Annotated in this window: 8 protein-coding genes; 1 reads left to right on the forward strand and 7 read right to left on the reverse strand. The window is 42.0% G+C overall.

Annotated features, from left to right (window positions below; genetic code table 11):
- Nucleotides 1-312 precede the first annotated feature (312 nt).
- The 6 genes from GFC28_RS05120 to GFC28_RS05145 form a co-directional block, all read right to left on the reverse strand.
- Nucleotides 313-1,497: a sugar ABC transporter permease gene (locus GFC28_RS05120; protein WP_044745246.1), complete on the reverse strand. Its 1,185-nt coding sequence runs from the start codon at nucleotides 1,495-1,497 to the stop codon at nucleotides 313-315.
- A 1-nt stretch (nucleotide 1,498) separates the two neighbouring features.
- Entirely contained in the window at nucleotides 1,499-3,007 is a 1,509-nt protein-coding gene (locus GFC28_RS05125) for a xylose ABC transporter ATP-binding protein (protein ID WP_044745247.1), read from the reverse strand.
- 78 nt (nucleotides 3,008-3,085) lie between these two features.
- Nucleotides 3,086-4,165, reverse strand: coding sequence for a D-xylose ABC transporter substrate-binding protein (xylF, locus tag GFC28_RS05130; protein WP_044745248.1), 1,080 nt, complete (start codon nucleotides 4,163-4,165; stop codon nucleotides 3,086-3,088).
- Between the two features lie 183 nt (nucleotides 4,166-4,348).
- Entirely contained in the window at nucleotides 4,349-5,593 is a 1,245-nt protein-coding gene (locus tag GFC28_RS05135) for a response regulator (protein WP_044745249.1), read from the reverse strand.
- Nucleotides 5,571-7,022, reverse strand: coding sequence for a sensor histidine kinase (locus GFC28_RS05140; protein ID WP_044745250.1), 1,452 nt, complete (start codon nucleotides 7,020-7,022; stop codon nucleotides 5,571-5,573). The genes GFC28_RS05135 and GFC28_RS05140 overlap by 23 nt, the downstream gene beginning before the upstream one ends.
- Nucleotides 7,019-8,005 carry a sugar-binding protein gene (locus GFC28_RS05145; protein WP_044745251.1) on the reverse strand — a complete coding sequence of 329 codons (987 nt, stop codon included), beginning with the start codon at nucleotides 8,003-8,005 and terminating at the stop codon, nucleotides 7,019-7,021. Before GFC28_RS05145 ends, GFC28_RS05140 begins: the two co-directional genes overlap by 4 nt.
- A 1,101-nt stretch (nucleotides 8,006-9,106) precedes the next feature.
- Between GFC28_RS05145 and GFC28_RS05150 the strand changes: the two genes are divergently transcribed.
- The gene (locus GFC28_RS05150) at nucleotides 9,107-11,671 is read left to right on the forward strand and encodes an EAL domain-containing protein (RefSeq protein WP_044745252.1); all 2,565 of its coding nucleotides are present in this window, start codon (nucleotides 9,107-9,109) and stop codon (nucleotides 11,669-11,671) included.
- A gap of 424 nt (nucleotides 11,672-12,095) precedes the next feature.
- On the opposite strand, the gene GFC28_RS05155 is transcribed toward GFC28_RS05150, so the two are convergent.
- A complete protein-coding gene (locus GFC28_RS05155) occupies nucleotides 12,096-12,494 on the reverse strand; it encodes a sporulation protein (protein WP_044745253.1) in 399 nt (132 codons plus the stop codon).
- Nucleotides 12,495-12,696: the final 202 nt, after the last annotated feature.

Here is a 12,696-nt window from a genome sequence, read left to right on the forward strand (position 1 = left end):
GTACCCTAACAGAACTATTCTAACAAGAGAGATTTATAAATTTACGCATATATGGAACAAACATCCTTTTTCATTGTTGTATAGCCGAGCAAAACCACTTTACGAACCATGAAGGGGCTCAATTGCGTTCCGACCGTGAGTTTTTACAGACATCGTTCGTTCCATCTTTATAAACATACTATAATCCCCTCGGCTATTGGGCACGAGAACCGCTTTGATCGCCGAGGGGAAGCTAAAAACGTGATATTTATCATTCCATTCTACCAAAAGGTTTGTTTTCCCAATTGTTGAAGATTGATGATCTGGCTCATTTTATGAACGAGCCTGTTTTTTTCGGCTAGCAATATCAATCCATACCGCGAGAACAAGAATGCTTCCTTTCACTATATACTGCCAAAATGTTTCCATTCCTAATAACGACATGCCATTATCAAGCGAGGTCATGACCATCGCCCCAATAATTGCTCCAATGATCGTACCTGATCCACCAACAAGCGAGGTTCCACCGATGACACACGCAGCAATGGCGTCAAGCTCATACATTTGCCCTGCTGAAATGGTGGCTGATGAAAGACGAGCAGTGAGTACGATAGCAGCAATGGCTGACAGCAAACCCGTAAAAACAAATAGAATCATCGTATGACGTTGAATATGAATTCCGGATAAACGCGCCGCCTCCGCATTGCCGCCAATCGCGTACACATGGCGGCCAAACGTTGTTTTATTCGCAATAAACGAAAAAATAAGCGCCAAGCCAATAACAAAGATAATCGGAAACGGAATACCTTTATAGCTGTTCATTGTGAATACAAATGCTACAATAAGGGCACTGATCGCCATTACTTTTGCCATTTCAAGAGAGAGGGGAGCTACAGAAAAACCGTAACGCTGCCGCGACCGCCGTTTTTGTATCGTTGAAATCACAAGAGCTGCAATCGCCACCACTGCTAAAACGACTCCAAAGCCATTGGTGAAATAAGCGCTCCCTAACGCAATAAAATTAGCGTCTGAAATAGGAACAGTCGTCGATTTCGTAATTCCCATGAGCACACCACGAAACACCATCATTCCACCCAGTGTTACAATAAAGGCTGGAATCGCTCGGTAGGCAACGAGCCATCCTTGCAGCATTCCAATCAACGCACCGGCTACGAGTGTACCTAAAATGACGACACTTGTGGGCATGCCCATCCAGTTGCTCAAAATAGCGGCAAGTCCTCCTGTTAAACCGACAATGGAACCAACGGAAAGATCAATATGTCCCGCCACAATGACAAATACCATACCAATCGCTAAAATGGCAGTAACAGACATTTGCGTAAATAAGTTAGAAAGATTTCGCGCACTTAAAAACGTATCATTTAAAAAGCCAAAAAAAATCCAAATCACCACTAACGCGCCAATCATCGTATAGGCGCGAATGTCTATTTTCCCCCATATCGGATCCCGTTTCTTTTCCACTGTATGTTCGTTATGGATGACCGTTTTTGCTTCCATACTATTTCCCTCCTGTCGCTGCCATCATAATATTTTCTTGCGTTGCTTCCTCGTGAGTAAACTGCTTAACGATCCGGCCTTCGCGCATAACGAGAATACGATCGCTCATTCCCAGGATTTCCGGGAGCTCTGATGAAATCATGATAATGGCTACACCTTCCTCAGCAAGCTTGTTCATTAAATGATAAATTTCATATTTAGCTCCAACATCAATCCCCCGCGTCGGTTCATCCAAAATCAAGATCTTCGGTTTAGCCATCAGCCATTTCGCCAAAACGACCTTTTGCTGGTTTCCTCCTGACAGCGTTCCGACTGGTGTTTCCAATGAAGTGGTTTTTGTTCTAAGCTCCTGGACATAATTTTGGCTCCACTTTAATTCTTCATTTTGATTAATGACGCCGAATTTACTCATATTTTTTAAGCTTGCAAGAGTTGTATTAGCTTTGACATCCATCCCGAGCACAAGTCCGAGACGTTTTCGATCCTCGGTAACAAGCGCGATCCCTTCACGAATCGCATCCTGCACAGTACGGATGCGCACTTTCTTTCCTTCAATCCATACTTCTCCTTCTACTTTTCCTTCATAAGCGCCAAATAAACTCATTGCCAGTTCTGTACGACCGGCTCCCATCAGCCCTGCAATACCGACAATTTCCCCTTTCCTTACGGATAAATCAATATCGTGATTGACTTTCATTGGCTTGTCTTTATGCCAAACTGAATAATGTTTAACTTCTAATACCACTTCTTGGGGATTCCGTTTCATATATGGATAACGCTCCGTCAATTCACGGCCAACCATTAATGAAACGATTTGATCCTCATTCGTTTTTGTTCTAGATAATGTGGCGATGGATTTGCCATCGCGCAAAACGGTAATCGAATCGGCTAAGCGAAACACTTCCGGCATTTTATGAGAAATATAAATGCAAGCGACCCCTTGACTCCGCAACTGTTCCAAAATGCCTAACAAAATTTCGACTTCGCTTTCTGTAAGCGCCGCTGTCGGCTCATCTAAAATCAAAATTTTCGCTTGCTTGGCCAGCGCTTTAGCAATTTCGACCAGCTGTTGCTGGCCAATCCCTAATGACTGCATTTTGGTTTGCGGGGCAATGTCTAAACCTACCTTTTTCAGCCATTTTTCCGCTTCATAATACAGTTCATCCCATTGGACTATGCCAAATTTTTTAGGTTCACGTCCAAGAAACAGATTTTCACCGACGGTCATTTCTTTGACAAGGGCAAGCTCTTGATGGATAATAGCAATTCCTGCTTTCTCAGCATCAACAATATGGCGAAACATGACTTCCTGGCCATCAATGCGGATGGTTCCGGAATATGTTCCAACTGGATAAAGCCCGCTCAATACTTTCATTAAGGTGGATTTACCCGCACCATTTTCACCACAAAGAGCATGAATCTCTCCTTTTTTCACTTTAAAGCTGACACGATCAAGCGCTTTTACGCCGGGAAATTCTTTGGTAATATCCATCATTTCTAACGCATACATGTGCCTCACTCCCGTGCTATCAATCTCCTTTAAAAAGAAGGGGCTGGCCCTATAAGCCAATTCCCCTCCTCTGCGGCTTTATTGCTTCGGCCATTGATCCTTTGGAACATTTTTAAATACATCTTCAAGCTTTTGATATCCATCTTTAATGACCGTCTCCACAATATTATCTTTTGTGACTGCAATTGGATCTAACAGCACAGATGGAACATCAATTTTACCATTAGAAACGGTTTGGTTCGTGTCAATTTTTTCCCCTTTTGCAACCGCTACTGCCATTTCCGCCGCTTTTGTCGCAATTTCTTTAATTGGTTTGTATACCGTCATGGTTTGTGTTCCTTCTACGATACGCTGAAGCGCTGCCAGCTCTGCATCCTGACCGGAAACTGGTACTTTTCCTGCCAGCCCTTGAGCAGCGAGAGCTTGAATCGCACCACCGGCTGTTCCATCGTTCGCCGCAATAACGGCTTGAATATTATTATTGTTTGCTGTCAACGCATTTTCCATATTTTTGAGAGCTTCTTCAGGCTTCCAATCTTTAGAGAACTGATCGTAGACAATCTTGATATCTCCTTTTTCCGCCAGTGGTTTTAATACATTCATCGCCCCTTCGCGGAATAAATGAGCATTGTTGTCTGTATCTGCACCGCCGATGTATACATAATTTCCTTTTGGCGCTTTTTCCACAATCGCTTTTGCTTGCATTTCGCCAACACGCACATTATCAAAAGAGATATAGTAGTCGACATTTGAATTTTTAATTAGTCGGTCATACGAAATCACTTTAATTCCTTCTTTATGCGCTTTTTCTACAATCGCAGCGGATGCTTCTGCGTTATGCGGCACTACCACAAGAACGTCGACGCCTTCGGAAATCAGCTGTTCAGCTTGGCTTAACTGGGCTGCATCGTCGCTGTTGGCCGCAAGCGTTTTTACCTCTGCACCAAGCTCTTTCGCTTTTGCTTCAAACATTTCTTTATCGTGCTGCCACCGTTCTTCTTTCAATGTATCGAGCGAAAAGCCGATCACAATCTTATCATCTTTTTTCTTTGCATTGTCAGCGGTTTCATTTCCCGATGAAACGACGCCGCATGCCGTGAGCGCGGATGCCAGCACAAACACCGCTGCCCCTTTTGCCGCCTGTTTCCACCATTTCACTCTGTATTCCCCCTTTAAAAGTTTCCCTAATTTTCAAATTAATCATAGCATGATCAAAGAAAGCGTTTTCTTCTAGCATTCTTCATTTCTTTGTCCGATCATCGCACAAATGCCATACTTTATTTCCGTGATTGGCGGAATGGATAGCATTTTTTTGTCATGAGACAAAAAAATACAGACAATCTATGATGATCGTCTGTCAATGTGCTCCCGATATTGCTTTGGAGTCATATTCGTTATTTTTTTAAAGACGCGGCTAAAATAGTTGGGATCTTTATAGCCGACATCATAACATATTTCTTTTATATTCAAGCTTGCGTCACGCAAAAGCTGCTTCGCTTTTTCAATGCGCAATCCTGTCACATAGTCGCTAAAGGTTTGGCCGGTTTGTTTTTTAAACAGCTTGCTGAAATAATGCGGAGTCAAATGGACTGATTGTGCCACCTCTTCAAGCGAAAGGTCCCGATCGTAATTTTCCTGCAAAAATTCTTCTACCTGTTCGATTACCGATTGCTGTTTGTCTACTGCCAGCGGCTTCCATTCCTCTGCGCTTGCAGTCAATGGTACATCAGCAATATGCTGAACCCGTCCAAACACCGGCAAATAATAAAGAGCGGCGGCGGCTTCTTGATACGATTGCTTCAAACCTATGATCCCTTTTTGAATGGTGCCAATTCCTATTTTAATTCTTATTTGCAGTATTTTTTCAAGCTGTTTCATAAGTTTTTGCGCAAACGAAACGGTTTTTCCCTCCCAATGATCATCAGATTTGAAAAAAATAGAAAACTGACGGTCTATAAGTGGGCTGCATAAGCAATACCCCACCCCGTGAACATGGTGCTTCATGGCTTCCAGCGCTTCGGGGCGTTCAGGCAGCGATTCTAATTGAACAGCTAAAGCAAAACCAGACTCTATTTCCATTGGAATCATTTGTTTTTCATCAAAATCGGCAATATGCCCCATCAAAAAAAGAGTAAAGGTGGACTCGCTGAGAGCATATAGCTTTGCCAGCTTTTCTTTTGTATCAAGCTCCGCTTCGCGCGCTTTTCTTTCAGCGTCAATTTCCGCTGTCAATTTTTTGAGCACCGAAACAATTTGCTCTTTTTTGACCGGCTTTAGTAAATATTCGCTAACCCCCAGCGAAATTGCTTCTTTTGCGTATGCAAAATAATCATAGGCGGTGACGATCACGATTTTCATCATCGCGTGTGTTTTGCGAATTTCGGCAATGGCCTCCAGTCCATGAATTCCCGGCATTTTAATATCCATAAATACAATATCAGGCTTGTGCTGTTCCACTTGTTGAATGGCACTGCGCCCATGCTCAGCATGAAAAATAACAAATTGATGGGGCAGCAGCCGTTCAATCATTAATTGCAGTCCCTCCCTTTCAAGTGGCTCATCATCAGCGATTAGCAGCTTGTACATCCTTCTCTCCCCCTTCTCGTTTTGGCAACATCAAAATAATGGATGTGCCTTTATTGGGCGCGCTACAAATATCGACAATGTCTTCTGTGCCATAAAATAATCGAAGTCTGCGCAAAACGTTAGCCATTCCGAGCCCCGTCGAATGTCCCTTTTTAGAAAATGAATAAGATGACGATTGCAAAATCGCTTGGCGAACTTCTTCTTCCATCCCGGTTCCATTGTCACTTATTACAACATGGATGCGATCTCGCTTCTGACGAACAGATAAGCGAATCACTGCACCAGCCTCCATTCCTTCAATGCCATGAACAAAGGCATTTTCCAAAAGCGGCTGCAGCGTCAAGCAAGGGATGACTTGTCCAAGACATTCTTCAGCAATGTCGAGCTGAAACATAATTCGGTCGCGAAATCTCGCTTTTTGAATCGCAAAATATTCTTTAGCATGAGCCACCTCGTCTCGCAATGTAACAGGCTCATCAAGCTTGCGCAGATTGTAACGCAATAAATTCGAAGTGGAGATGGTCAGTTCGCTCGTTTGCTCTGCCCCTTCGATATAAGCGAGCTTGGAAATCACATTCAATGTATTGAATAAAAAATGCGGATTAATTTGGCTTTGCAGAGCCTTCAGTTCTAATTCTCGGACCAGCTTTTCTTTTTCTAATATTTCCATATTTTTCGAGATTAACGTACGCAAGTTTTCCATCATTTGCTGGAAGGTTTGCCCTAGAAGTCCGATTTCGTCGTTCCCATCCATTTGCGGAATATGCGCATCCAGCTTTCCAGCCGAAATTTGCTTGGCGGCAAAGACGAGCCGATGAATTGGAATCACGATTGTTCGCGATAACCAGATGGCAAAAACGATGCTTAAAAGCGTTGTTAAAACAAATAATATTCTGCCAAGCTCATTCATTTTCCCAATATTGATTAACATCTGCTTATAAACAGGCTGATAGGCGCTTAATTCTAAATCAACAAGCGCCTGGCTATCCTCGCGAATAAACGTTGATACCTTTTCAATTTCATTATAGGGTTCTGCATAATCTGACAGCTGTTTGTTTACCATCATCTGTACAATGGATTCCTCTAACTCGATAAACACTCCTATCATGTGTTTATAGTTTTCTAGAGTTAAAGCATCATTTCCCTGCAGTTTGCGATGGCTAAGCTGCTGCTGCAAATCTTCGAGCCGCTGCCGATGCTTCACAAGCAGGCGATAGTTTTTTTCGTCCTGATGAATCATATAACCGCTTAAAAAGCGCAAATTTTCTTGCATTTCAGACGAAACCTGTTTATATAAAAAAATGCGCTGCATCATAACATCGTAGCTTTCCTGCACTTTTTTGCCGCTTTGAAAAATAAAAAAGGCGATCACATTTAAAAGCAGTACAAGCAGAGGGATAAAAATAAACAGTTTCATGCGTATTTTCATTCCGTTCCCTCCTGCTGAACATTTGTTTTGTCCACGATTTTTATCGCTGTAAAATGCTCTTTTTCAATGTGCTGGCCTGATAAATGCTTAACCATTAACTCAACAGCAGAATACCCCATATCATATGGCTGCTGGATAATCGTGGCCACAATTTGTCCTTGGCGGATCGCTTGCAGCGTTTCTGTGACATTATCAAACCCAAAAATTTGAACATCCTTGCGATTTAAATTTTTCGTCGCCATTAGAATTCCAATAGCATCTAAGGCACTCGTTCCAACCATTACCGAGATATCAGGGTGCGCTCGCAGCATTTTTTCTGTTTGAATCGAGGCTTGGATTCGCGAAATATTGGAGGAAGCAATCGCTGCAATCGACAATGATGGATTTTGGGCAATGACTGAGCGAAAGCCTTCGAGACGAAGGTTCTGATTCGCTGACATATCACTTCCAATAATGACCCCAATTTTCTTTTTACCATTCACTCTAGAAATCACTGCTTGACCAAGCAACTTTCCCGCTTCAAGATTGTTTGTGCCGACATAAGAAAGGCGGCGACTGAGAGGGGCATCTGTATCAATTGTAATAACTGGGATTCCTTGTGCCATCGCTTTGTTAATTAACGGGGTAAACCGCACATCGTTTAAGCTTTGGACAATAATGCCGTCAACGCGGGACGCAATCGCTTTTTCTAACAGCTTCATTTGTTCATCCAGGTTGGTCCTCAATGGGCCAATATATTCCACATTGACATGATAATGTTTGGCTGCTTCTTTTGCCCCGCGTTCAACCTCTCGCCAATATAAATTATCAAATTCTTGGGAAATCAAAACGAAATGAGGAAGGGCCGGTGAAGAACGAACCGTTTGCCGCAATTGCTCAACCGTTTTTTCGATTTTTTGCGTCGAAACCACAAATTGAATCAAAACATAGAGAAATAGAAAAAACAAAACGGCTAAGCTAATCGTCCATTTTTTATTTGTCATACTATTCACCCAATTTTACTATAATCCGTTTCGAAAGCGGTTACAAGCAAAAAAGTAGGATTTGATTCACTTTTGTTGACATGGATGGAAGTTATATATTGATTATTTAGAACATAGTTTGATTTGATATTATTAGTTGTTATATGAGGTTTGTGTCCCTTTCTTTTTCGGAGCTAACTCGTTTCATCTTAAATTTTTATTCATATAACTGAATTTTTTGATTTTAAGCGTTTTCCTTCTTTATTTTTCGACAAAATCGAAAAAAAACATGGTAATATGTAATTAGATGCGATTTGAAATAGGCTAAACGGCATGATGTCTAGCCTTTTTTCCAATCTAGCAAATGAGTTTTTCGGCATTTACGACATGGAATTGGCTCAATTGCTATCGCTAAAAAGCAAAAGGCTCTCCATTCTTCTCGATGAAAACGGTCTGGTCCTCGCTTTTCTGTTCGCTGTTGAAGCATTGACACGTGCAGTATAGCAGAGTCCTTCCTTTCATTTCCGCATACTCATATGCATGGACATATCCTCAAGCCATCATTTGTTCAGCTTGGGGATTGAAGAGATGGAAGCTGATTCATTTTAGCTATCCATTTTCCGAATCGCTGAACGTTTTGCAGGCAAAAGAAGGAGTCTAAAAGCAGCTTATATTAAGGGCTTAATAGGGTTTTCCAGCCATTATACAATTCGGGGAACGAATCGATTCACAGCCTGTTAATAGGTCTTAAAGCGGTGTTGTTCAGCTGCGACCTTTATCTCATTCGCGTACCGAAGGCAAGTCCACACCAACTTGCCCTTAGATCGTCGATTTTCCAGTGACTATTCCATCTTTCAGTTGCATTTCTATCATTTTGTCTTATGTCACGTCATCTCTAGGCTCGCTGAAAAATCGACCTCTCAGGTGTACATAAACTAACGGGGACTGGGGAAACTCTCGTTTTTATCATTCTCTAAACCAACGGCTGCGCAGCTAAGAATCGCTTGCTTTCATCTTTTCGTTATTTACGCAATGACACCATTTCGATTCATTGCTTGGCAGTCTATGAAAATGAAGTGAACAAATACACATACACTTACACAGATTGGGGTTGCTTTGTTTATGGAGATCCGCTCATACGATTCGTCCTATATGCGATTCTATTTTTTTATGCCTGCCATGCAATTCATTTTAGATGAAAACGGGGATATCGTAGATGTCAACGAATTTGCTGCGCGCTACTTAGGGTATATGCGCACGGAGTTGATTGGAACATCGCCGTTTGCGCTCGTTCATCCGGAAGACCGGAAAAGGGTAAGGCACCATGCTAAATGGCTGTTCCTTCATCAGCCAAATAACATTCATTCCCTTGAATTTAGAGCATTAAAAAAGAATGGCGAAATCATATTGATTCAACAAAATATGTCTCAGATGACCGGCGAAGACGGAAAAACGCTTTTTCTTATTTCGTGCCATCACATCCCGTCAGAAAAAAAAGCAAGGCAGCTGCTTACCGGACAAAAGAAGGTGCTGGAATTGATTGCGAAAGAACTTCCTTTGCCCGATATATTAACTGAAATCTCCCGTACCGTCGAAGAAATCCGTCCCAACATTCTTTGTTCTATCCTATTAATAAATGATGAAACGAAAAAACTTTATCATGCCGCTGCGCCAAGCCTGCCTGCTGACTATGTTGAAGCGATCAATGGAATGGAGGTAAAAATGAACGCCGGTTCTTGCGGCACAGCAGCATACCAGCGTGATCTTGTGATCGTTTCTGATGTTCAAACAAGCCCGCTCTGGCAACGTTATCAAGCGTTAGCTCGATCGCATGGATTGCGAGCTTGCTGGTCCATTCCCATTTTTTCATCAACAAAAAAAGTGCTTGGAACTTTCGCTATGTATCATCGCGAGCCTTGTGAGCCCGATACTGAAGATATGGATCTCATCTATACATTTTCATCCTTAGCAGGCCTAGCCATCGAACAAGCTCGAATGCGGGAGGAGCTTCAAGAAAGCCGCCAGCATTATCAATCATTATTTGAATACAATCAAGATGCTGTATTTTCACTCCATTTAGATGGAACATTTTTTGCGGCTAATGGCGCGGCTGCGCAAATTACCGGATACTCTCGTCATGAATTGCTCAGCATGACATTGCATGATTTAGTCATAGGAGAGGATTGGCCGAAAACCATTGAAGCATTTGCCAACACAGCAGAAGGCTACTCCCGCCATGTCGATTTTCGTATTCAGCATAAAACAGGAACGATTTTATATTTAAACGCCACCTCGATTCCGATTTTTATTAATAAAAAAATTATCGGCGTTTCTGTGATTGCAAAAGATGTGACAGAGCGTGAGGAACGGGAAAAACGCATCCAGCAAATGGCTTATTACGATCCGTTAACTGGTTTGCCCAATCGGCGATTGTTCCCTGAACTCGTTCTCGCTGCCGTTAAGAAAGCCAGGGAAAACGGAAAAATGGCGGCCGTTTTATATATGGATATCGATCGCTTTAAATATGTCAACGACTCTCTTGGCCATAGCTTTGGCGATCAAGTATTGCAAAAAACAGCGGATTTAATTAAAAAATGTGTGGCTAATAGCGGCACAGTAGCAAGAATGGGCGGCGATGAATTTACCGTTATTTTGCCCAACCTCGATCATCAAGAGCAGGCAATCGACATAGCACAGCGTATTTTGCGAATGTTTCAAGATCCTGTCCAAATTGACGATTTAGAATTATTTCTGACGCTTAGCATCGGCATTTCCCTTTATCCGCAACATAGTGAAAACGTAGATGCATTAATTCAATATGCCGATATTGCGATGTATGAAGTAAAACAAAAGGGCAAAAACGATTACTATGTTTTCCAAGATGATCACTTAAAGAAAAAATTGCCGGACCTCATTTTGCTAGGAGATTTACATAAATCCATTCGAAATCGCGAGTTATTTATTGTGTATCAGCCCATTATTGATGTAAAAACGACAAAAATTCGCGCAATGGAAACACTTGTCCGTTGGTATCATCCCGTTCACGGTACGGTTCCTCCAAGTGAATTTATCCCTTTAGCAGAAGAAACCGGCTTTATTGTCTCCATTGGCGAATGGGTCATTCGCCAGGCGTGTGAACAGCATGAAAAATGGAAAAAGATTGGATTGCCGCCCGTTCGAATTGCCGTCAATATTTCTGTGAAAGAACTGCAAGACCAGCATTTTGCCAAAAGAGTGGAAGCCATTCTCTCACAAAAGCAGATATCGCCAGAATATTTAGAGCTTGAGATTACCGAAAGCCTTATGATTTATAATGAACCGATCATCTTAAATAACTTAATGCGGATGAAAGAGATTGGCGTGCGGCTTTCCATTGATGATTTTGGGACAGGCTACTCATCGCTGGCATACTTAAAGCGGCTGGATGTGGATACGGTTAAAATCGACCAATCTTTTATCGCCGATTGTCCCCGCTCTTACTACGGAAGCGTGATTACAACGACCATTATTTCGCTGGCACACCACCTTGGAATGAACGTGATCGCTGAAGGGGTCGAGCATCTCGATCAATTTCGTTACTTAGAAGAAAAAGGTTGCCAAGAAGCGCAAGGGTACTTGTTCAGCAGACCGCTGCATCCAAAAGAAGCGACTAAGCTATTATTTCAAGGAATTCGCCATCTTTATTAGCAACCGATCAACGGATGATCGCCATTCCTGTATATATTAAACGTTTTCCTGTCTATCTGTCGTTGTTTTCGACGGCTATCTCCCTAAACACCAAACCGATTCTTGGGACTGATGTGTGGATCTTGGAAAAGACAAAGAGTCACCCATTTTATGACCAAGTCAGCCAGAGTCGTTTTGCTCATCATTTTTGACAATGGAGTGTGTGCTGGAGTCAAAAAGACGTTTGCGCACAATGCTGGCTAGATCGTGATTACAAAGGGATGAAGGATGGCAATCCATTTGCCCTATCTCTTACTCTATGCTTCTTTGCATAATTGATAAACCAAAAAACAAAAACCCACACATTCCTCGATCCATTCGAGATGTATGTGTGGGTTTCCGAATTGATATAAGGCAGCAAATCATGTAAGCGTTGTCAACACTTTTATTTTTTCACAATTTGAATGTAATCAAAATCTAATGTATCAATCGCGTCTTCGATGTGCAAACGTGTGATAAAGCGATATGAAACCCCCAGCTGCGAAGGAAGAATATCTTCAGGGATTTGATAGGCAAAAGGCAAAAATTTTTTTTGTTCCTCTTTAATGATAAACTCCCCAGCAATTGGAATGGTCGCAATGACCGTATCTTCTTCCTTTCCATCTCGCAGCATTTTGCAAACAAAATCGACATCAAGCTTCTTAATTTTCTGCTCCACTGTGCCGCCGCGAATATACAGCTGCCCTTCAATCACATCTCCGGGATGAAGTATATTTTTATTTAAAAGCAGATCCACATATGCTGAACCAACACCTAGTTTGGACATCATTTTCCGCAATAGCATCCTCTTGTCACCTCTTACATTATCTTTTATACTCTTTCTTTATTAATGTGAACGATATAACATACGTTTGTCACTCCGATCTTGTTTCATTTTCTTGTCTATATAGCAAAAAAAAGATAAAAGACCCATGCCATTTAAGCAAAGGTCTGAGCGCTTATCGAGAAAATGACAGCGCTTCCATCACTTTCTATTTTCTAATTTA

It is taken from the genome of Anoxybacillus sp. B2M1 (assembly GCF_001634265.1).
Classification (GTDB): Bacteria; Bacillota; Bacilli; order Bacillales; family Anoxybacillaceae; genus Anoxybacteroides; species Anoxybacteroides rupiense.